This is a genomic window from Streptomyces sp. NPDC003023 (assembly GCF_042888225.1).
Lineage (GTDB): Bacteria > Actinomycetota > Actinomycetes > Streptomycetales > Streptomycetaceae > Streptomyces.
Genome location: NZ_JBIAPL010000003.1, coordinates 633471 through 654433, shown reverse-complemented (window position 1 = coordinate 654433; position 20963 = coordinate 633471). Strand labels below are relative to the sequence as shown.

Annotated in this window: 21 protein-coding genes; 10 read left to right on the top strand and 11 right to left on the bottom strand. The window is 70.3% G+C overall.

The annotated features are described in order from the left end of the window. The first annotated feature begins 21 nt into the window (after nt 1–21). On the top strand, nt 22–1755 hold the full coding sequence (lysS, locus tag ACFYV1_RS14830; RefSeq protein WP_389395837.1) for a lysine--tRNA ligase: 1734 nt from the start codon (nt 22–24) through the stop codon (nt 1753–1755). A gap of 79 nt (nt 1756–1834) precedes the next feature. Here lysS and ACFYV1_RS14825 read toward each other — a convergent pair whose 3' ends face one another. From ACFYV1_RS14825 to ACFYV1_RS14815, 3 genes are all read right to left on the bottom strand, one after another. Next, on the bottom strand, nt 1835–3091 hold the full coding sequence (locus ACFYV1_RS14825; RefSeq protein ID WP_389395836.1) for a DUF2637 domain-containing protein: 1257 nt from the start codon (nt 3089–3091) through the stop codon (nt 1835–1837). A gap of 129 nt (nt 3092–3220) precedes the next feature. After that, the gene (locus ACFYV1_RS14820; protein ID WP_389395835.1) at nt 3221–3934 is read right to left on the bottom strand and encodes a DUF3558 domain-containing protein; all 714 of its coding nucleotides are present in this window, start codon (nt 3932–3934) and stop codon (nt 3221–3223) included. A gap of 141 nt (nt 3935–4075) precedes the next feature. After that, nucleotides 4076–4984 (bottom strand): DUF3558 domain-containing protein, encoded by a 909-nt coding sequence (locus tag ACFYV1_RS14815; RefSeq protein ID WP_389395834.1) that lies wholly within the window; start codon nt 4982–4984, stop codon nt 4076–4078. A gap of 183 nt (nt 4985–5167) precedes the next feature. On the opposite strand from ACFYV1_RS14815, the gene ACFYV1_RS14810 reads away from it, so the two are divergent. Beyond that, on the top strand, nt 5168–6361 hold the full coding sequence (locus tag ACFYV1_RS14810; RefSeq protein WP_389395833.1) for an RtcB family protein: 1194 nt from the start codon (nt 5168–5170) through the stop codon (nt 6359–6361). Between the two features lie 75 nt (nt 6362–6436). On the opposite strand, the gene ACFYV1_RS14805 is transcribed toward ACFYV1_RS14810, so the two are convergent. The 3 genes from ACFYV1_RS14805 to ACFYV1_RS14795 all read right to left on the bottom strand — a co-directional run bounded on the left by ACFYV1_RS14805 (nt 6437) and on the right by ACFYV1_RS14795 (nt 9426). Further along, nucleotides 6437–6967, bottom strand: a complete 531-nt coding sequence (locus ACFYV1_RS14805) for a GNAT family N-acetyltransferase (RefSeq protein WP_389395832.1) — start codon at nt 6965–6967, stop codon at nt 6437–6439. Continuing rightward, a complete protein-coding gene (locus ACFYV1_RS14800) occupies nt 6967–7731 on the bottom strand; it encodes an SDR family NAD(P)-dependent oxidoreductase (RefSeq protein WP_389395831.1) in 765 nt (254 codons plus the stop codon). Before ACFYV1_RS14800 ends, ACFYV1_RS14805 begins: the two co-directional genes overlap by 1 nt. Nucleotides 7732–7905: 174 nt before the next feature. Then, nucleotides 7906–9426 carry an FAD-dependent monooxygenase gene (locus ACFYV1_RS14795; RefSeq protein WP_389395830.1) on the bottom strand — a complete coding sequence of 507 codons (1521 nt, stop codon included), beginning with the start codon at nt 9424–9426 and terminating at the stop codon, nt 7906–7908. 128 nt (nt 9427–9554) lie between these two features. Here ACFYV1_RS14795 and ACFYV1_RS14790 point away from each other — a divergent pair, with 128 nt between their 5' ends. Continuing rightward, nucleotides 9555–10130, top strand: a complete 576-nt coding sequence (locus ACFYV1_RS14790; protein ID WP_389395829.1) for a TetR family transcriptional regulator — start codon at nt 9555–9557, stop codon at nt 10128–10130. Between the two features lie 179 nt (nt 10131–10309). Here ACFYV1_RS14790 and ACFYV1_RS14785 read toward each other — a convergent pair whose 3' ends face one another. The 3 genes from ACFYV1_RS14785 to ACFYV1_RS14775 form a co-directional block, all read right to left on the bottom strand. Continuing rightward, complete coding sequence (locus ACFYV1_RS14785) at nt 10310–11035, bottom strand: Mut7-C RNAse domain-containing protein (RefSeq protein WP_389395828.1); 726 nt, start codon at nt 11033–11035, stop codon at nt 10310–10312. A 109-nt stretch (nt 11036–11144) separates the two neighbouring features. Next, the gene (locus tag ACFYV1_RS14780) at nt 11145–11687 is read right to left on the bottom strand and encodes a GNAT family N-acetyltransferase (RefSeq protein ID WP_389395827.1); all 543 of its coding nucleotides are present in this window, start codon (nt 11685–11687) and stop codon (nt 11145–11147) included. Nucleotides 11688–11732: 45 nt separating this feature from the next. Beyond that, a complete protein-coding gene (locus ACFYV1_RS14775) occupies nt 11733–12572 on the bottom strand; it encodes a DUF6597 domain-containing transcriptional factor (protein ID WP_389395826.1) in 840 nt (279 codons plus the stop codon). A gap of 104 nt (nt 12573–12676) precedes the next feature. Here ACFYV1_RS14775 and ACFYV1_RS14770 point away from each other — a divergent pair, with 104 nt between their 5' ends. After that, nucleotides 12677–13273 (top strand): TIGR03086 family metal-binding protein, encoded by a 597-nt coding sequence (locus ACFYV1_RS14770; protein ID WP_389395825.1) that lies wholly within the window; start codon nt 12677–12679, stop codon nt 13271–13273. Between the two features lie 140 nt (nt 13274–13413). Here the strand turns inward: ACFYV1_RS14770 and ACFYV1_RS14765 are convergent, their stop codons facing one another. Then, nucleotides 13414–14289, bottom strand: a complete 876-nt coding sequence (locus tag ACFYV1_RS14765; RefSeq protein WP_389395824.1) for a glycosyltransferase family 2 protein — start codon at nt 14287–14289, stop codon at nt 13414–13416. Between the two features lie 364 nt (nt 14290–14653). On the opposite strand from ACFYV1_RS14765, the gene ACFYV1_RS14760 reads away from it, so the two are divergent. Beyond that, the gene (locus tag ACFYV1_RS14760; RefSeq protein WP_389395823.1) at nt 14654–15223 is read left to right on the top strand and encodes a DM13 domain-containing protein; all 570 of its coding nucleotides are present in this window, start codon (nt 14654–14656) and stop codon (nt 15221–15223) included. A 69-nt stretch (nt 15224–15292) separates the two neighbouring features. On the opposite strand, the gene ACFYV1_RS14755 is transcribed toward ACFYV1_RS14760, so the two are convergent. After that, nucleotides 15293–15847: a hypothetical protein gene (locus tag ACFYV1_RS14755; RefSeq protein ID WP_389395822.1), complete on the bottom strand. Its 555-nt coding sequence runs from the start codon at nt 15845–15847 to the stop codon at nt 15293–15295. Between the two features lie 116 nt (nt 15848–15963). Between ACFYV1_RS14755 and hemL the strand changes: the two genes are divergently transcribed. The 5 genes from hemL to ACFYV1_RS14730 all read left to right on the top strand — a co-directional run bounded on the left by hemL (nt 15964) and on the right by ACFYV1_RS14730 (nt 20961). Further along, on the top strand, nt 15964–17280 hold the full coding sequence (gene hemL, locus ACFYV1_RS14750; protein WP_389395821.1) for a glutamate-1-semialdehyde 2,1-aminomutase: 1317 nt from the start codon (nt 15964–15966) through the stop codon (nt 17278–17280). Nucleotides 17281–17465: 185 nt separating this feature from the next. Then, complete coding sequence (locus tag ACFYV1_RS14745; protein WP_389395894.1) at nt 17466–18113, top strand: histidine phosphatase family protein; 648 nt, start codon at nt 17466–17468, stop codon at nt 18111–18113. Between the two features lie 157 nt (nt 18114–18270). Then, nucleotides 18271–19524, top strand: a complete 1254-nt coding sequence (locus tag ACFYV1_RS14740; RefSeq protein ID WP_389395820.1) for a hypothetical protein — start codon at nt 18271–18273, stop codon at nt 19522–19524. Between the two features lie 68 nt (nt 19525–19592). Next, nucleotides 19593–20192: a TlpA family protein disulfide reductase gene (locus ACFYV1_RS14735; RefSeq protein ID WP_389395819.1), complete on the top strand. Its 600-nt coding sequence runs from the start codon at nt 19593–19595 to the stop codon at nt 20190–20192. A gap of 46 nt (nt 20193–20238) precedes the next feature. Continuing rightward, nucleotides 20239–20961 carry a cytochrome c biogenesis CcdA family protein gene (locus ACFYV1_RS14730; protein ID WP_389395893.1) on the top strand — a complete coding sequence of 241 codons (723 nt, stop codon included), beginning with the start codon at nt 20239–20241 and terminating at the stop codon, nt 20959–20961. Nucleotides 20962–20963: the final 2 nt, after the last annotated feature.

The window sequence follows — 20963 nt, the reverse complement described above, 5'->3', positions numbered from 1 at the left end:
CAGCTTTCGAGAAAGAAGGACGTGCCGACCGTGGCTCAGAGCAGCACCGAGACCGACTGGGTCTCCCGTTTCGCGGACGAGGTCATCGCCGAGTCGGAGCGACGTGCGCCTGGCAAACCGGTCGTGGTCGCCTCCGGACTGTCCCCCTCCGGCCCCATCCACCTGGGCAATCTCCGTGAGGTCATGACCCCGCACCTGGTGGCGGACGAGATCCGGCGGCGTGGCCACGAGGTCCGCCACCTCATCTCGTGGGACGACTACGACCGCTACCGCAAGGTGCCGGCCGGTATCGAGGGCATCGACGAGTCCTGGGCCGAGCACATCGGCAAGCCGCTGACCTCCGTCCCGGCGCCCGCCGGTTCCTCGTACCCGAACTGGGCCGAGCACTTCAAGGCCGCGATGACCGCGGCGCTGGACGAGCTCGGTGTCGAGTACGACGGGATCAGCCAGACCGAGCAGTACACGGCGGGCACCTACCGCGAGCAGATCCTGCACGCGATGAGGCACCGCGGCGACATCGACGCGATCCTCGACCAGTACCGCACGAAGAAGGCACCCGCGAAGAAGTCGCAGAAGCCGGTCGACGAGGCCGAGCTCGAGGCGGCGGAGGGTTCCGGCGCGGCCGCGGAGGACGACGGCAGCGGCGGCGCGGGCGGGTACTACCCGTACAAGCCCTACTGCGGGCAGTGCGGGAAGGACCTGACCACCGTCACCTCGTACGACGACGGGACCACCGAACTCGCCTACACCTGCACGGCGTGCGGGTTCGGCGAGACCGTCAGGCTGAGCGAGTTCAACCGCGGCAAGCTGGTCTGGAAGGTCGACTGGCCGATGCGCTGGGCGTACGAGGGCGTGATCTTCGAGCCGAGCGGTGTCGACCACTCGTCGCCGGGCTCGTCGTTCGTCGTCGGCGGGCAGATCGTGCGCGAGGTGTTCGACGGCGTCCAGCCGATCGGCCCGATGTACGCGTTCGTCGGCATCAGCGGCATGGCCAAGATGTCCTCCTCGCGAGGCGGCGTGCCGACCCCGGCCGACGCGCTGAAGATCATGGAGGCGCCGCTGCTGCGCTGGCTGTACGCCCGTCGCAGGCCCAACCAGTCCTTCAAGATCGCTTTCGACCAGGAGATCCAGCGGCTCTACGACGAGTGGGACAAGCTCGCGGGCAAGGTCGAGGACGGCAGCGTGCTGCCGGCCGACGCGGCCGCGTACTCGCGAGCCGTCCGCACCGCCGCGGGTGAGCTGCCGCGGACGCCGCGCCCGCTGCCGTACCGCACGCTCGCCTCGGTCGTCGACATCACCGGCGGCCACGACGAGCAGACCCTGCGCATCCTCAGCGACCTCGACCCGGCGAACCCGCTGACCTCGCTGGACGAGGCCCGGCCGCGGCTCGACCGGGCCGAGAACTGGATCACCACCCAGGTCCCGGCCGACGCGCGGACCGTGGTCCGCTCGGAGCCGGACACCGAGCTTCTCGCCTCGCTGGACGACCAGGGACGCGAGTCGCTCCGCCTGCTGGTGCAGGGCCTGGACACGCACTGGTCGCTGGACGGGCTGACCACGCTCGTCTACGGCGTGCCGAAGGTCATGGCGGGCCTGGAACCGGATGCCAAGCCGACGCCGGAACTGAAGATCGCCCAGCGCTCGTTCTTCGCCCTGCTCTACCGTCTGCTGGTCAGCCGTGAGACCGGCCCGCGGCTGCCCACGCTGCTGCTCGCGGTGGGGGCGGACCGGGTGCGGAAGCTGCTGGCCGCCTGACTCTCGCGGACTGCGGAGGGCCTCACCCGACACGCGACGCGGGTGAGGCCCTCCGTCCGTTCGCCGTCCGGGACAGCCCTCAGGCGATGTGGTCGTCCATCAGTTCGCCGTTGAGCCGGGCGGTGAATCGGTCCATGTAGTGGTTCACCTCGCGGGCCTGCATACGAAGTCCGTACGCGGCCTCGACGTTTCCGGCGAAGGCGCCGGGCGTCGGCATGCCCTCACCTTCTATCGAGTGCCGGAACACCTGGTACAGGTCGTCTTCCGAAGGCAGGGCTTCCTTCACACCCTCACCGAGCGGCCGGGTACCGCCCGCTCCGTTCGGCACCTGGAACTGCGGCTCCGGCTCCGGAACCGGCACCGGAGCCTCGGGCTCCGCCGGCTCCTGCTCGGGCTCTGTACGGCGCTGCCGCGGCATCGGGATCTGCTGCGGCTGCTCGGCGTACCAGGACTGGTGCTCCTGCTGCGGCTCGTACACCGGCAACTCGTAGTTCGGGTCGTACTCGCCGTGGTACTCGGTCTTCTGAGGGGTGGAGAACCACTGGCTCTGCGCGTCCTCGGCGGCCGCGACCGGGACCGCGACCGGTTCATCGGCCCGGGACGCTCGGGACTCCAGTTCCGGCTGGGCCGCGATCGGGGCCGGGGGCAGCAGAACGGGCTCGATGCCGGCGGCCGCCAGGCCCGCCGGGGCCGTCTCGGCCAGCGGTACGCCAAACTTCGCCAGCCGCAGCGGCATCAGTGCCTCGACCGGGGCCTTGCGCCGCCACGAGCGGCCGAAACGTGCCTGCAGACGGGCCTGGTAGATGAGCCGGTCCTGCTCGAGCTTGATCACCTGCTCGTAGCTGCGCAGCTCCCACAGCTTCATCCGGCGCCACAACTTGAACGTGGGGACGGGGGAGAGCAGCCAGCGGGTGAGACGCACGCCCTCCATGTGCTTGTCGGCCGTGATGTCCGCGATCCGGCCCACGGCGTGCCTGGCGGCCTCGACGGAGACCACGAAGAGGATCGGGATCACCGCGTGCATGCCGACGCCGAGCGGGTCGGGCCACGCCGCGGCGCCGTTGAACGCGATCGTCGCGAAGGTCAGCAGCCAGGCCGTCTGACGCAGCAGCGGAAACGGTATTCGCATCCACGTCAGCAGCAGGTCGAGCGCCAGCAGCACACAGATGCCGGCGTCGATACCGATGGGGAAGACCAGGGAGAAGCTGCCGAAGCCCTTCTGCTCCGCGAGCTCGCGCACGGCGGCGTACGACCCCGCGAAACCGATCGCCGCGATGATCAACGCACCCGCGACAACGATCCCGATGAGCACTCGGTGTGTTCGTGTCAGCTGCATCGCGGCCACCCGCGACCCTCCCCAATTCCTGAACCGGATGAAGAACCGGACTCCCGAACCGGCGGGCACAGCCTGGCACATGCCACCGGACTCGGACCGTCCGGGCTCCCGGTGTTATGCAGTTGTGTACTACTTGTTGGCGGTGGCGACCGAGGCCACGGCCTCCTTCGCCGCCTTGAGGGCGTCCTCCGTCAGATCGGCGACCGAGGGGTTCTTGGCGCCCGCGTAACCCGTGCCGTTGTAGGTGAGGGTGACCACGCCGTTCTCCGTGCGGGCCACGATCACGGCGTACACGAAGTCCTCTTCGGTCTTGCGCAGCTGGTAGTTGACCGTCGTCGCCTCGTTGCCGATACCCGCGGCGGCAGCGGTTTTGACGTCCTTGGCGCCCTCGGTCGCCTTGGCCTTCGCGATCTCCTTCGCGTACGAGTCCTTGGCGCGCTGCTCGGCGCTGACGGCGAGCGAGGCGTCGGAGTCGTAGCGGAGGAAGGAGACGTCGAGCCAGCGGTACTGCGAGCCCTTCACGCCGTTGTCGTCCAGGCCGTTCCAGGAGCAGCTGCCGCGTCGCGTGACGTCCGACGACTTGCCGGAGTCGCCGTTCTTGGACTTCACGCTGGGCACCAGGGACTCGATCGTCTTCTCCGTGATCGAGTCGCACGGGCTCGGCAGCTTGCTGAACTTGGCGGGCGCGACGGTCGGGGACTTCTTCGCCTCGGGGGTGGGCGAGGCGGTGGCTGAGTCCTCGGACTTGCTGTCGGAGTCCGATGAGCAACCTGCGACGACGAGCATCACCGGGACGGCGGCGCAGGCGAGTATGCGGGTGAGTCGCGGGGCTGAACGGTGCATGGTTCCTTCAGTCGGTCGTTCGGTCGGTCCGTCGGCGCGCCGGTCGGCGGCCTGTCGGCCAGGCCACCGTACGCGGACACGGCACGTCGGTGGGCCGGACCGCTGTACGAGGGCGTGGGTCACTGCCGGTGCCGCAGCCGCTCACTCGTCGAACTGCTCCGCCAGCTTTCTGGCCAGACTCTGCGCCTTGTCCTGCAGTTCCTTGCTGTCGGGGACCTCCGACATCAGGGCCGGCTGCTCGCCGTAGACGATGGTGACGATCACATTGGATGTGCGGAACACCACGCTCACCGTGCGGCGCTGAGCCGTGGAGCCGGCACTGCCGAGCACATCGTCGAGGAACGCCGCGTCGCCGAGTCCTTCGAGCGTCCTGGGCTGGAGCCCGTCCTGCGAGGTCCCGGAGGACGGGCCGGTGGAAGTGGAGCCCGCCGCGGACCCGGTCGCCGACGTGGACAGGGGCGAAGGGGCGGCGCCGGCCGCGGCGTCCGCTCCGGCGCCTGGCTGGGGCAGGCCTTTCTCGCCCGCGCCGCCGGGGCTTGGCGTGGCGGACGGCGAGACGCCGTCCTCCTGGTCCGGTTCCTCCTCGGGCGCCTTCGGGGGCACGGTGGCGATCGGGACGGACGCGGAGGCCTGCTTCTGCGCGAAGACCTCCTGCGCACGGTCGTCGTCGCTCACCGCCGGGTCGTAGGACACGACACGTTCGAAGTCGACCCGCAGCTGGTGCGAGGCGTCCGGGGAGTCGCCCTGCCAGCTGCACGCGACCCGGCGGTCCGTGTCGTAGGTGACCGCGGCGGTGCCGCGCAGCACCTTCTGCTGCTGTTCCTCGGGCAGAGTGACGGTGCCGGGCAGCAGATCCCTGAGGGTGGAACGCCCGACGGCCCCGCAGGGTTCGAGGAGCGTGCGGTACTTGCCGGGGGGCGCCGCGGATGCCTTGGCCCCGTTGGCCTTGGCGTCGATGTCGGAGCCCTCTGTGCCGTTGCCGGCGGTGCAGCCGGTGACGAGCGCCGCGAGAAGCGCCGCCGCGACGGGCACGTACGCCTTTCGTTGCACGCCCGGGCTCCCTTCTGTCTGTGCTCCGCGCCGCTTCCGCGGCGAAAACTGGTTGCCGCCGGTCGGAGGCCGATGGACACAATGTCTATCGCACACGCTGCCGTGGCCGCCGGTCTGCCGAGTCATTCGCGGAATTGATCACGGATTTTGCTTTTCAAGTCATTTCGGGGGAATCGAGTAGTCATGTCTTACGTGGAGATGCCGGGCGCCAAGGTCCCGATCCGGATGTGGACCGATCCCGCGACCGTCGAGGACGTCGCGATGCAGCAGCTGCGGAACGTGGCCACGCTGCCGTGGATCAAGGGCCTCGCCGTGATGCCGGACGTCCACTACGGCAAGGGCGCCACCGTCGGCTCGGTCATCGCGATGCACGGTGCGGTCTGCCCGGCAGCCGTCGGTGTCGACATCGGCTGCGGAATGTCGGCGGTGAAGACGTCGCTCACCGCGAACGACCTGCCGGGAGACCTCTCGCGGCTCCGCTCCAGGATCGAGCAGGCCATCCCGGTCGGGCGCGGCATGCACGACGAGATGGTCGACCCGGAGCGGGTGTTCGGTCTCCAGGCCGGGGGCTGGGACGGATTCTGGGACCGGTTCGACGATGTGGCGGACGCGGTCAAGTTCCGCCGCGAGCGGGCGACGAAGCAGATGGGGTCACTGGGCGGCGGAAACCACTTCGTGGAGGTCTGCGTCGACACCACCGATGCGGTGTGGCTCATGCTGCACTCCGGGTCGCGGAACATCGGTAAGGAACTCGCCGAGTACCACATCGGTGAGGCGCAGAAGCTGCCGCACAACCAGGGCCTGGTCGACCGCGACCTCGCGGTGTTCGTCTCGGACACTCCGCAGATGGCGGCCTACCGCAACGACCTCTTCTGGGCACAGGAGTACGCGAAGTACAACCGCGCGGTCATGATGGGGCTCCTCAAGGAAGTGGTCCGCAAGGAGTTCAGGAAGGCCAAGGTCGCCTTTGAGCACGAGATCAGCTGCCACCACAACTACGTGGCGGAGGAGCGGTACGAGGGCATGGACCTGCTGGTCACCCGCAAGGGCGCGATCCGTGCCGGCAGCGGTGACTACGGGATCATTCCGGGCTCCATGGGAACCGGTTCGTACATCGTGAAGGGCCTCGGCAACGCGGCGTCCTTCAACTCGGCGTCGCACGGAGCGGGCCGGAAGATGAGCCGCAACGCGGCGAAGCGGCGATTCTCGACGCGGGACCTGGAGGAGCAGACGCGGGGCGTGGAGTGCCGCAAGGACTCCGGTGTCGTGGACGAGATCCCGGGTGCGTACAAGCCGATCGAGAAGGTCATCGACCAGCAGCGGGATCTGGTCGAGGTGGTCGCGAAGCTGAAGCAGGTCGTCTGCGTGAAGGGCTGAGCGGCCGGCCTCCGCGCGCCTCTCCACCAGGGTCCCGGACCGACGGTCCGGGACCTTCCGCGTCGCCCGCCTGCTTCAGGCGGGCAGCGACTTGTGGAAGAACGTCGTCGGGCGCAGCGCGCCGGAGGGGTCGGCGGCGTAGTCGGGGACCGTGCCGAGAGGGGTCCAGCCCGCGGCGCGGTAGAGGTGCTCGGCCGCGCTGCCGGTCTGGGTGTCCAGCATGAGCAGGGTGCGGCCGCCGGTGCGGGCGAAGTGCTCCGCGGTGGCGAGGAGACGACGGGCGGTGCCGCGGCCGCGCGCGGTGCGGTGCACGAGGAGCTTGGCGATCTCCGCGCGGTGGCGGCCGTTGGGTGAGGTCTCGCATCTGAGCTGGACGGTGCCGGTGAACCGGTCGCCGTCGTGGGCAACCCACAGGACGACACGTTCGTCGGTCAGCTCGGTCGCGAGGGACGCCCACCAGGCGGTGGCCTGTTCGGCGGTGAGGGACGCGGTGAAGCCCACCGATGCCCCGTCGTCAACGGCGTCGAGGAGGAGCGTGGCGAGGCCGTCGGACGCGGTGGGCAGATCCCCGGCCGTGAGGCGGCTGATGGTGATGTCGTCGCTCATCACAGCTCCCTGTGCACCTTCGAGTTGGACGCCTGCGCCCGCGGGCGGACCACGAGCAGGTCGATGTTGACGTGGGGCGGGCGGCTGACCGCCCAGGTGATGGTGTCGGCGACGTCGTCGGCGGTCAGCGGCTCCGCCACGCCCGCGTAGACCTTGGCGGCCTTCTCGGTGTCGCCCCGGAAGCGGGTGGTGGCGAACTCGTCCGTCTTGACCATGCCGGGGGCGACCTCGATCACGCGGACCGGAGTGCCGACGATCTCCAGGCGGAGGGTCTCGGCGAGGACGTGCTCGCCGTGCTTGGCCGCGACGTAACCGCCGCCGCCTTCGTAGGTGCCGAAGCCCGCGGTGGAGGAGAGGATCACGACGGTGCCGTTGCCGCTCGCGGTCAGGGCGGGGAGCAGCGCCTGGGTGAGGTTGAGCGTGCCGATGACGTTGACCTCGTACATGCGGCGCCAGTCGGCGGGGTCCCCGGTGGCGACGGGGTCGGCGCCGAGCGCGCCGCCGGCGTTGTTCACGAGGACGTCGCAGCGGTCGAGGGACGTGGCGAAGGAGTCCACGGCCGGGCGGTCGGTCACATCGAGGGCTCGAGCGGTGGCGCTGTGTCCGGCGGCGGTGAGTTCGGCGGCGAGCGCTTCGATGCGGTCCTTGCGACGTGCGGTGAGGACGACGTGGTAGCCGGCGGCGGCCAGTTGCCGCCCGGTTGCCGCGCCGATGCCGCTGCTGGCTCCGGTGACGACGGCGACAGGGGTCCCAGCGGTGGTCATGTCGTAGCTCCTCGCGCGTGTGATCGATGTTGATCGGCGTGCGGCCAGGATAGATCGACCGTGTGCGCCGGAACCGGCTGCCTGCAGGCCCGGACCGGGGCGAACCGGCGGCCTCCGGTCGCGCCTGCGCGGTGCGGGCCCTGTGGGCCCTGCGGGCCCTGCTGGCACTGCCGGTCACCCACGGGCACCGCGATCGGAGGCCCAGGCGATGTAGCCGTCGGGGCGGACCAGGAGCGTCGTTCGCCGGTCCGTCGTCCAGTGGGCGCGTATGACGCGGCCGGGGGCCGCCGGGGCTTCGGGCACGGGCCCGGAGGGGCCCACGAGCACGAACTCGCCGTTGCGGAGCAGTTCGTGGAGCCGCCCCTGTGCGAGCCGCAGATCGGGGGCGCGCCGGCCGGTGAGGCGATGGGAGCCGCGTGGCCCGCCGTACGAGATGCCGATACCCGAGATCAGGCCGATCGCCTTGGCGGAGGCGGGCCGGACCGAGCTCAGCAGACGGGCCGCGAGTGAGCGGGCCGCCCGCTGGAGCGGAGTGCGCGCCATGGCGAGGCGCACGATCGCGCCGCTGCTGCGCAGGACCGCCGCGCCGACCGGATGGCGCTCCGACTCGTAGGTGTCGAGCAGTGCTTCGGGGTCGGGGGCACGGCCCTGAATGACCGAGACGAGCTTCCAGGAGAGGTTGGCCGCGTCCTGCAGACCGGTGTTCATGCCCTGGCCGCCGGCCGGTGAGTGGACGTGCGCCGCGTCGCCTGCGAGGAGGACGCGTCCCTTGCGGTACGAGGGGGCCTGGCGCTCGTCGCTGTGGAAGCGGGAGATCCAGCGGGCGTCGTGCATCCCGAAGTCGGTGCCGAGCGCGAGGCGGGCGATCTCGCGCACCTCGTCGAGGTCGACGGGCTCGCTGTCGGGCACCTGGCGGCTGCGGTTCCAGCCCATGACCCGGTACCAGCCGTCGCCGAAGGGGGCGATGAACGCGAAGGCGTCGCCGACACCGTTGGCCGTGAGGAGGTTCGCGGGCTCGTCGGCGAGCTTCACGTCGGCGAGCACGATGGACCTGATCACGGCGGTGCCGGGAAACGGCATGCCCATCGCATCGCGCACCGTGCTCCGCACCCCGTCGGCGCCCACCGCGTACCTGGCGCGGAGGGTGGCGTGCGTGCCGGAGGCGTCCCGGAAGCGGGCGGTGACGGAGCCGCCCGACTGATCAAGGCCCGTGAGCTCCGCCCCGTGGCGGAAGACGGCGCCGGCGGCCAGGGCGCGTCGCTCCAGCAGCTTCTCCACCTCGTACTGAGGGGTGATGAGGAGGAACGGGAAGCGGGACGGCAGCCGGGACAGGTCGAGGGACAGGCGGCGGAACAGCCGCAGACCGGTGACCTCCGTGCCCGTCTTCACCAACTCGTCCGCCAAGCCGCGGGAGTCGAGGAGCTCCAGGGTGCGGGCGTGCACTCCGAAGGCACGGGTGAGGTTGCCGGCCTCGCGAGGGCGGCGCTCCAGGACCGTGACCCCGACGCCCGCGGAGGCGAGATCGCCGGCGAGGAGCAGCCCGGTGGGGCCGGCGCCGACCACGACGACGTCGGTGTCGAAGCGGGACTCCGGGGCCGGGCCGGTGCCGGTCTCGGCGCGGGCGCGGGCGGCAGGGGTGGGGGCGGAGTCGGGGTGGCGGGGGTCCGTGCTTCCGGTGCTGGGCGTGCCGGTCATGGCTGCCTCCTGGATCCGGGCGCTCGAAGGTCTGCGCCGTTGGTCAACGGTTGTTGGTCAACGCTTGTTGGCAATTCTGGATCCAAAGGCCCTGGTGTGTCAACACCTGTTGGCATACAGTTGTTGGCATGACGACGGAAGCACCGACGGGACCCCGCCGCTCCGATGCCACGAGGGCCGCGATCCTGGAAGCCGCACGCGAGCGCTTCGCGACCGACGGGTACGAACGCGCCACCATCCGCGCGATCGCCCGCGACGCGGGAATCGACCCCTCGATGGTCATGCGCTACTACGGGAACAAGGAGGGCCTCTTCGCCGCCGCCTCCGAGTTCGATCTGCGCCTGCCGGAGCTGGGCGCCCTCCCCGCACGGCACGCCGGTGCCGTCCTCGTCTCCCACTTCCTCGACCGCTGGGAGCAGGACGACGTGCTGACGGCGCTGCTGCGCGCGGCCGTCACCCAGGGCGCGGCCGCCGAGCGCGCCCGCGCGATCTTCCGCGACCAGCTGGGCCCCGTCGCCATGGCGCTCTGCCCCGACCCCGCTCAGGCGCCGCGACGGGCCGCGCTCATCGCCTCGCAGATACTCGGCATGGCGATGGCCCGGTACGTCCTGCGGCTTCCGCCCGCCGTGGAGATGACGCGGGAGGAGATCGTCAGCTGGCTGGCACCGACGGTGCAGCGCTATCTGACGGAGGAACGGCCCTGAGCGACGGCCGCCTGGCCGTGCTCCCGGGCCGTGCTGTCGGGACCTATGCCGGGACCTGATGCCTGGCTCGCGGCAGCCGGGACTTGATGCCTGGCTCCGCGGCAGCCGGGACATGACGCCGCCCCGCGCCGCCCGCGGCGGCGCGCCGCCGGGCTCTGGCGGCAGCCCGCCCGGCTGTTCTACGCGCCGGTGGAGCGGAGCGCGTCGGCGACGATGGCCTCGAGGCGCGAGTGGTGGGCCCCGCGCCAGTAGACCCGGCCGCACGCCGTGCACTGGGCGAAGACGTCGTACGTACGCTGCGTGCCCTGTTGCAGCTGCTCCTGCACGGAGTCCTTGTCCGCCTCCTTGAGCGGGCCGTTGCACGCGGTGCAGCGTGTCCAGGGTGCGAGCGCCGGCGCGAACCGCTCCAGCACGTCCCGCAGTTGTTCGTCGGGCCGGTCGCTGTAGATGTAGGCCCCGGCCCACAGCTCCCGGCGCCGCAGCAGCCCGCGGTCGCGGGAGAGCAGCACGCGCCGCTCCCTCGCCGAGTAGGTGGCGAGCGCCGGGTCGCCGATGTCCTCGTTCTCGTACGCCGCGTCGACGCCGAGCAGACGCAGCCGCCGGGCAAGCGTGCCGAGGTGGACGTCGAGGAGGAAACGGAGGGGCGCGCCGGGGATCCGCTGAGGGCGGTCCACTCCGCACACCTCGACGTGCTCCCCGTCGCCCGGGATGTGGGAGACAGACACCTGGCTGCCGTCGACCAGCAGCGTGCCCGCCTCGGTGAGCGGCACACCCAGCGACTCGACGACATGGCCGAGCGTCGACGAGCCGTCCGTGGCCAGCGGCCTGCGCCCCTGGCGGTAGTCCGACGGGACGAAGAGTCGCAGCTCGGGGGCGACGTCGATGGTGATCTCCGGTCCGTTCACAGGCCAAGCATGTCATCGCGGGCCACGGACGGGCCAGGCGTTTGTGCCCGCCCGCGACGGCCGCGGACCGAAGACTCCGCAGCCCTCTGCCCGAGCCGGCCGCGGCGGCTCAGTCCCGCACCGGCCCCAGGTCGAGGCACCAGTCGTTCGAGCGCAGCAGGTTGCCCGGCGGGTACTCGAAGTCGCACTCTCCGACGAGGAAGAAGCCCGCCTTCCTGCACACCGAGTTCGACGGCCCGTTGGAGACGGAGGGGAAGGCGTGCAGGAAGCGGTGCCTGCGTTCGGCCCTCGCGGCCTCGATCACCGCCAGCGTCCCGGCCGTCGCGATGCCGCGGCCCTGGAACCCGGGCAGGACGCTCCAGCCCGTCTCGTAGACCCGCTCGTCCTCCCAGCTCTGCTCCCAGAAGCCGACGGTCCCCGCCGCCTCGCCGCTTCTCCCGTCGCCACCGTCCAGGACCACGCGGAACATCCGGCCGCGTCCGGTGCGGTCGGCGCTCAGGGCGACGTACCGCCGATGGCGGTCGAGGAGTTGTTCCTCCGTCTCAGGGCCGCCGAGGTGGTCCATCAGCTCCGGCGCGTTCGCCGCGCGGAGCAGGCCGAGATCACCCTCCGACCAGGGCTCGATTCGTACCTGGATCGCTTCACCGTCCATGTCCGCACTGTAGGGCGGGGGACCGACAGCTGCCCGGCCGTGCGCCTACCGTTCGGCCCTGGCGTATGCCGACGGGGGTACGCCCACCGTCGCGGTGAAGTCCCTGACGAGGTGCGCCTGGTCGCTGTAGCCGAGCTCCGCGGCGAGCCCGGCCCAGTCGACGCCGCCGCCCGGTCCGCCGGTCTCCTCCGCGCGTTCCAGCGCCTCGTGGATGCGGTGGCGCAGGATGACCCACTTGGGGCCCACGCCGACGTACGCATGGAACAGGCGTTGCAGCGATCGGACCGACACGCCCTCCGCGTCGGCGAGTTCGGAGACGCGCCGCAGGGAGCGGTCGTCACGGATCCGGCCGACGAGCTCCGTCGCGTACGCCGCCTGCCGGTCGGGCTGCGGGTCGAGGCCCAGCAGGAAGGCGTCCAGGGCCGCGACCCGTGCGTCCTCCTCCTCCGGGTCGACGATCGCCCGTACGGCCCGGCTCAGCTCCGTCCCCGGCGCGTCCCGCAGGAGTACGTCCCCGAGGGGAAGCCGCCGGCCCGTCCAGTCGGACACCGCCCGTCCCGGCGCGAACGGCCGGAAGCCGCCGGGCCGGAACTTGGCCCCGCAGACCCGTCCCCGTCCGGAGAGCTTCTGGGTGAACAGGTCGAGCCCGATGCCCGCGACCTCCGCCCAGGCGGGCTCGTCGCCGTACTGCTGGAACACCACGTTCACCGACGGGTGCGGCACTACATGGGAGGCGTACGGCTCGGTCAGGTCCCAGTCGATGAGCCAGTAGTTGTCGACATACGGACCCAGCGCCGGAGCGGGCTCACGGCGGCGGAAGCGGACCCGGGCGAAGAGCTCACGGGCATCCACGATCCCCCTGGTGTCACGCCGTGGACCGGTCATGTTCCGATTTTAGGACCGCCGGACCGGGGCGGCGGGCGGTGGGCGGCGGGCGGTGTCGCGTTTCTTCAAGACGTCGTCCCGGCGGCCCTGCCTACGGTGGCTCCATGACGAAGCCCCTCAGCGAATTGCTCGCGACAGCGGCGGAGCGCTCGGTTCCGGTGGTGCGCGGCATCTCCGACGAGCAGCTCGGCCACCCCACTCCGTGCTCGGAGTACGACGTGAAGGCAGTCGCCGACCACCTCTTCCAGGTGGTGGTCAACTTCCAGGCGCTCGCTGCGAAGCAGGACGCCGACTTCTCCGCCGCACCAGACCGCGTCGGCCACGGAGACTGGCGCACGGCCTTCGCCGACGAGACGGCCGCGCTCGTGCGGGCCTGGGCGGCGCCCGGCGCGGAAGAGGGCACCTCGGGCACGATGGGGATGCCGGCCGGCCTCGTCGGCCGTATGGCACTCGGCGATCTGACCGTGCATGCCTGGGACCTCGCCCGCGCCACCGGGCAGCAGTACACGCCCGACCCGATCGTGGTCGGCGACGTCCTCGTGGCCTTCGGCGAGCTGGCTCCCACGGGTCGCAGGATGGGTGCGTTCGGAGCGGAGTTCCCGCTGCCGGCCGACGGCGTGGGGGCGTCCGACTTCGACCGCCTGCTGGCCGTGACCGGCCGCGATCCCGGATGGCGGGGCCCTCTGGGAGTCCCGTCCTGATCGCCTCGGCTGTCGTGCCCGGCCGTTCGGCGCCGTCCGGCGCGCCCGGACGAGTGCCGAGGACGCGCCGCCATGCCGTCGGCGAGCGAACGCCCTGACGGGGCATGGCGCTTGGGTCGGACAGTGACGGGTGATGAGCCTCAGAGGATCGGCGGGCGGCCCAGCCGTGTCATACGCCATACGGTGCGCCACCTCATCGGCTTGCGTGGGCCGCACGGCGTCCGCGCACCCTCGACGAAACCGCCCCACCATGCCTTCAGCCCCGTCATGGACCGCATCCGCACCATGGAGAGAAGGATCCACACGCCGAGGTAGACGGGGATCAAAGGCACCGGCAGTCGCCGCCGGGCCAGCCAGACGCGGTTCCTGGCGGTGTACCGGTAGTGCGCCGCGTGCCGGGCGGGAGACGTCCTGGGATGCTGGAGAACGAGCTCGGGCTCGTAGAGGATCTTCCATCCGGCATCAAGCGCACGCCATGCCAGGTCGGACTCCTCGTGCCCGAAGAAGAACTCCGCCGGCCACAGACCGGTCTGCCGGAGCATGGGCATCGAGAAGGCATGGCCCCCGCCGAGGAAGGCGGTCACCGGGCCGCGGCGCATCGGATCGTCCGCACGCAGCCGGGGCACCCAGCGGCGTTCCGTGTGCCCGTGTTCGTCGGCGACCCTGAAGCCGACGATCCCCAGCTTCGGGTCCTTCGCGAACAGCTGCTGGACCTTGCGGAACACGTCGTCGGCGATGAGCAGGCCGTCGTCGTCCAGCTCGATGACGACATCGACCTCGCCCGACTCGCGCAGCGTCCGCAGACCGACGTTGCGGCCGCCGGGGCAGCCCAGGTTCTCCTCGAGCGGGATCCTGGTCGCGTCCGTCGCGACGTCGGTCAGGGGCGTCGCATTGCCGACCAGCACCACCTGTGCCGCAGGGACGTCCTGCTTCTCCACCGAAGCGAGCAGAGCCTCCAGCTCCCGTGGGCGGGTGCCCATGGTCACGATGACGACTCCGATACGCGGCAACGACATAGCAGCGAACTCCAGTTGTCGGAAGGGTGTCGATGCTAGTGCCCCGCCGGCAGACCCTGCCCTGTCGCACGGCCCTGTCGCACGGCCCGGCCGTTCACGGCCCGACGCACACCTCCCGCCGTGCTGTCACGCGTCAGCAGGCGAGTTGGGTGTCCGGAGGCCGGAATCACGAGGAGGCCGGCCCCGTGAGCCCCGCCCTTGCCGGCGCCTGCCCGGACCGGGCGCCGGTGGTCCTGTCCGGTCGGAGCACTCCTTGACGCCGCCGGGTGCGCCGTAAGGGAACCGTCATGTCCTCTGGGGCCCGCGGGCGCCGGCCGTCTCCTTGAATGGAAGTCGACAGCGGGTTCGTTCGAAGGAGACGGTCATGGGACGTGTACGCGGGGCGCTGGGCAGACCGGTGGGTGTCGTGGTGGTGATGCTGACCGTCGTGGTGGTGGCGGTGGGCCTGTACTGGTTCCAGCCGTGGAAGCTCTGGCAGGACGAGACCGTGGACGAGGCGGTGCCCGGCGCGGTGGCGGCCTCGGCGGCGCCCGCGACCGGGCCGGCTTCGAGTGCGTCGCCCTCCCCCGAGCCGCAGGGTCCGCAGACGCTCGCGGGCGGCGAGCTGATCAGCCACGAGCACACGACCTCCGGGTCCGTCCGGCTGCTGCGTCTGCCCGACGGCTCCCACGCTCTGCGGCTGGAGAACCTGGACACGAGCAACGGCCCCGATCTGCGGGTCTGGTTGACCGACGCGCCCGTCAAGGAGGGCAAGGCCGGCTGGCACGTCTTCGACGACGGCGAGTACGTCAGCCTCGGCAAGCTCAAGGGCAACAAGGGCGATCAGAACTACGTGCTGCCCGCCGGCGTCGACCCGACCCGCTTCAGCAGCGTGAGCATCTGGTGCGACCGGTTCGACGTGTCCTTCGGCGCGGCGGAGCTCAGCCGCACCTGAGCGGCGCAGCGGCGGCGAACGGCCGGGGAGGCGACACGCGGTGGGCGGAAGGGAGTTCGAGCGGTCGGATCAGGGCCAGACCAGGCAGTACGGCTGGTGCCCCGCCTCGTGCAGACGATGGCTGAAATCTTGCCATTCGTGGAGCAGTTGGTAGACGTTGAACGCGTCCCGCGGCCCTCCGCGGTCCGGGACCGTCGACCATATGAAGGCCGCCGCGCCCACCGACTCCTCGCCGATCCCCCGCAGCGGGTCGACCACGGTCATGGGCAGCCTCACCACCGCGTAGTCGGGGTGCAGCACCACGAGCTCCAGCGGCGGAACCTTGTTCAGGGGCATGCCCTGAATGCCGGTGAGCACCATCGCGGCTATGGTCTCCGGCTTGATCTTGGTGAACATCCCGCCCATGCCGAGCTCGTCGCCCCCGAGTTCCTCGGGGCGCATGGAGATCGGCACCCGCGCGGCAGTGGCTCCGTCGGGCGCGCCGAAATACTTGTAGGTCACCCCCACTCGGCCGCTCCTGCCTCCCACGGGCTCATCCGCTTCGCCTCGCCGGTGCTTTCCGCGCCGAGCGGGCTCAGGACCCAGGTCGTCGGTCCCCTCGCCCAGTTCGCCACCGCGATGCATATCTCCACCCGACCACTCGCAGCCCCTGCCGCGCAACCCGATCATCGTGACAGTGACCTCCCCCACGAACGTGCGGTGAAACACCTGTCCGCAGATATGTCCGAGCCTCTGAGACCATGGATTCCGTGAGCTTTCCCTATGACGCCCCAGTTTCGCAGACGCTTTTCGACCGCGCGTCCCTCGTGACGCCCGGCGGCGTGAACTCTCCCGTCCGTGCCTTCCGTGCTGTGGGCGGTACGCCCCGGTTCATGGTGTCCGGTACCGGTCCGTACCTCACCGATGCCGACGGGCGCGAATATGTCGACCTCGTCTGCTCGTGGGGGCCGATGATCCTCGGGCACTCCCACCCGGCCGTCATCGAGGCGGTGCAGGCGGCCGTCGCGCGCGGCACCTCGTTCGGTACGCCCGGCGAGGGTGAGGTCGCCCTCGCCGAGGAGATCGTGTCCCGTGTCGGGCCCGTCGAGCAGGTCCGGCTGGTCTCCAGCGGCACCGAGGCGACGATGTCCGCGATCCGTCTGGCCCGCGGTTTCACCGGCAGGCCCAAGATCATCAAGTTCGCCGGCTGCTACCACGGACACGTGGACGCACTGCTGGCCGCGGCCGGGTCCGGTGTCGCGACGTTCGGACTGCCCGACACGCCCGGCGTGACGGGTGCGCAGGCCGGTGACACGATCGTGCTGCCGTACAACGACCTGGAGGCGGTGCACGCCGCGTTCCACGCCAACGCCGGCGACATCGCCTGTGTGATCACCGAGGCGTCGCCCGGCAACATGGGCGTCGTCCCGCCCCGGCCCGGCTTCAACGAGGGGCTCAAGGCCGCCTGTGCGCAGAACGGCGCGCTGTACATCTCCGACGAGGTGATGACCGGGTTCCGTACGTCGAAGGCCGGCTGGTACGGCGTCGACGGTGTCGCGCCCGACCTGATGACCTTCGGGAAGGTCATGGGCGGCGGTTTCCCCGCCGCGGCGTTCGGCGGCCGCAAGGACGTCATGGCGCACCTCGCTCCGGCCGGCCCGGTCTACCAGGCGGGCACGCTCTCCGGTAACCCGGTGGCCACCGCCGCGGGCCTCGCGCAGCTCAGGCTCCTCGACGACGCCGCGTACGACAAGGTGAACGCGGTCTCCAAGGAGATCCAGGGCCTCGTGACCGGCGCGCTGGCCAAGGAGGGAGTCGCGCACCGCCTGCAGACGGCGAGCAACATGTTCTCGGTGTTCTTCACGGCGACCGAGGTCAGGGACTACGACGACGCCAAGAAGCAGGAAGCCTTCCGCTTCAACGCGTTCTTCCACTCGATGCTCTCCCAGGGCGTCTACCTGCCGCCGTCCGCCTTCGAGTCCTGGTTCGTCTCCACGGCCCACGACGACGCGGCGATCGAGCGGATCGCCGCCGCGCTGCCCGCCGCGGCGCGCGCCGCAGCGGAGGCCACCGCATGAGCGACGACATGCAGAGCGACAGGCAGAGCGGCATGCGGAGTGGCATGCAGAGCGACATGCGGAGTGGCATGCCGAGCGGTGGCGCGGAGCGCAGCGCCCTCGACGAGGCGGTGGACCGCGCCGCCGAGGCGAGTGCCGACGTCCGGCGCGAGGCCGACGGCGGCGAGATCACCGTCGTGCATCTGATGCGCCACGGCGAGGTGCACAACCCCGACGGGGTCCTCTACGGCCGTCGCAGCGGCTACCACCTGTCCGAACTCGGGCGGCAGATGGCCGACAGGGTGGCCGAGCACCTCGCCGGCCGCGACATCACGCACGTCGTCGCCTCCCCGCTGGAGCGTGCGCAGGAGACGGCCACGCCGATCGCCAAGTCGCACGGCCTCACCCTCGGCACGGACGAGCGGCTGATCGAGGCGGCCAACGTCTTCGAGGGCAAGGCGTTCGGCGTCGGTGACGGCGCGCTGCGCAGGCCGGGCAACTGGAAGCACCTGACGAATCCGTTCCGGCCGTCGTGGGGCGAGCCGTACGCGGAGCAGGTCGCACGGATGATGGCGGCGCTGGACGCGGCGCGGGACGCGGCACGCGGACACGAGGCGGTCTGCGTCAGTCATCAGCTGCCGATCTGGACCGTCCGCAGTTTCGTGGAGAAGCGCAGGCTGTGGCACGACCCGCGGCGCCGGCAGTGCACGCTCGCCTCGTTGACCACGTTCACGTATCAGGGCAACAGGATTGTCTCCGTGGGCTACACGGAGCCGGCCCGGGATCTCGTTCCGGCTCATCTCCTGGCGGGTGCCAAGCCCGTCAAGGGAAAGAGCAAGGCATTCGGCGCATAGCCGGTCCGTGATCATTTCAAGCTCGTTCGCTGACGTTCAAGAAAAATAAGCAGAAGTCCCCGGAACCTCTTTGTTCCGACGCGCATCTCAACTTGTGCCGGTTTGCTGTGCCGGTTTCAACAGCTCTCCTGACCAAGAGAGCGCGGATGGGGACGATATGCGGGACATCAGTCGAAGGGGTCTGCTCGGAGCGGGACTTGGGGCCGCGGCCGCGATCGGGGTGGCGGGCTGCGGCTCGGGCGGCCCGGGCGGAGACGGGCACGCCGACCCGGCCGGCGGGGGTGGCGGCCCGGACAAGAGTGGTCACAAGCCCTCACCGTCGAAGCCTCCCGGCCGGCTGATCGGGGACGGCTCCACGTCCGACACCGGCAAGCAGCCGCACCAGCCGCCGAAGCCCGTCCCGCTCGAACCGGGGCAGACGCCCCCGCAATTCGTGGTCTTCTCCTGGGACGGGGCGGGCGAGGTCGGCAACGGCCTCTTCCCCCGATTCCTCGAACTCGCCAGGAACCACGGCGCGGGAATGACCTTCTTCCTCTCCGGGAACTACCTCCTGCCCGAATCGAAGAAGACGCTCTACCGACCGCCCAACAATCCGATCGGTGCGTCCGACATCGGTTATCTCACCGACGACCACATCAAGGACACGCTGAAACACATACGCCAGGCGTGGTTGGACGGCCATGAGATAGCCACCCACTTCAACGGGCATTTCTGCGGGGGCCGCGGATCGGTCGCCGAATGGACCTCCGCGGACTGGCGCAACGAGATCGACCAGGCTGTGAAGTTCGTCACCGAATGGCGCACCAACAGCGGCTGGCACGACATCGACCCGCTTCCTTTCGACTACCGCAAGGAACTCGTCGGCGCCCGCACCCCGTGTCTGCTCGGCCAGGACAATCTGCTGCCTGCGGCGAAGCAGCTCGGCTGGCGCTACGACGCCAGCTCACCCGGCGGCCGCCAGACGTGGCCGGACAAGAAGCTCGGCATCTGGGACCTGCCGCTCCAGGCCGTCCCCTTCCCCGGCCACAGCTTCGAAGTCCTCTCCATGGACTACAACATGCTCGCCAACCAGTCGAAGAATTCGACCAACGGCATGCCTTCCCGTTATCCGGGGTGGAAGGAACAGGCGAGGGACGCGTATCTCGCGGGATTCAATCGGGCCTACGAGTCCAATCGCGCCCCCTTCTTCATAGGCAACCACTTCGAACAGTGGAACGGCGGCATCTACATGGACGCCGTGGAGGAAGCACTCAAGGGCATGGCCGACAAGAAGGACGTACGGCTGGTGTCCTTCCGGCAGTTCTGCGACTGGCTCGACGCACAGGATCCCCAGGTGCTCGCCAAGCTGCGAACCCTTGGCGTCGGCCAGGCGCCGGCGGGCGGTTGGAACACATTCTTTAAGGCGGCTTGACAACGGCCTCAAACGGGCACGCAGGGGGGCGCGGAAGATCACGGAAGACGCCATGCGAAACTTTTCACATGAGCCGTAGCCGTGCCCCCCGCGCCGCCCTGCTGACCGCCGTGTTCGCCGTCGGTGCGCTCACCCTGTCCGCCTGCGGTGAAGGCGGCAGGTCCGGTGGTGGCGGCGACACCAACTTCGTCACCGGCACCGGCGGCATCGCCACCGTCGCCAAGGGGGAGCGCCAGGCTCCCAACAAGCTCGCGGGCGAAACGCTCGAGGGCGAGCAGCTCGACATCGCCGACCTCAAGGGCAAGGTCGTGGTGATGAACGTCTGGGGATCATGGTGCGCGCCGTGCCGCGCGGAGGCCCCCCACTTCTCCGAGGTCGCCAAGGAGACCGCGGGAAAGGGCGTGGAGTTCGTCGGCATCAATACCCGCGACACCAACAAGGCGTCGGCCATCGCCTTCGAAGAGGATTACGGCATCGAGTATCCGAGCCTCTACGACCCGATCGGGAAACTGATCGTCAACGGTTTCCCCAAGGGCAGTCTCAATCCGCAGGCCATTCCCTCCACGATCGTCCTCGACCGTGAGGGAAAGATCGCCGCGCGTTCCCTCAAGGCGCTCGACGCCGAGGAGCTCCACAAGATGATCGACCCGTTGATCGCGGAGAAGTGATCCCGTGGAAATCCTCGCCGCGACGCCCGGGGTGAACGAGACGATCATGGGGGGCGCGCTGCTCGTCGCGCTGCCCATCGCCGTGCTCGCCGGACTCGTCTCCTTCTTCTCGCCGTGTGTGCTGCCGCTCGTACCGGGCTACCTCTCGTACGTCACCGGGGTCGGCGGCGCCGACCTGGCAGAAGCCCGGCGCGGCCGGATGGTCGGCGGCGCGTCCCTCTTCGTCCTCGGCTTCACGGTCGTCTTCGTGTCCGGAGGCGCCCTTTTCGGCTACTTCGGCAGCACCCTCCAGGGGCAGCGCGAGATCCTCTCCAAGGTCCTCGGCGCCCTGATGATCCTGCTGGGCGTGTTCTTCATGGGCCTGATGCCCTGGCTCACCCAGCGCGAGTTCCGCTTCCACAAGCGCCCCACGGCCGGCCTCGCCGGCGCTCCGCTGCTCGGCGCGCTGTTCGGCATCGGCTGGACCCCCTGCCTCGGCCCGACCATCGCCTCCGTGAACACCCTCGCCTTCAGCGAGGCGACCGCGGGCCGCGGAGCCGTGCTGATGGTCGCCTACTGCCTCGGCCTCGGTGTGCCCTTCGTGATCGCCGCGATCGCCTTCCGCAAGGCGCTCGGTGCGTTCGGCTGGGTCAAGCGCCACTATGCATGGGTGATGCGGATCGGCGGCGGCATGATGATCGTGACCGGTCTGCTGCTGCTCACAGGTGCGTGGGACACCCTGGTGCAGCAGATGCAGGGATGGTCCGACGGCTTCACGGTGGGGATCTGAGT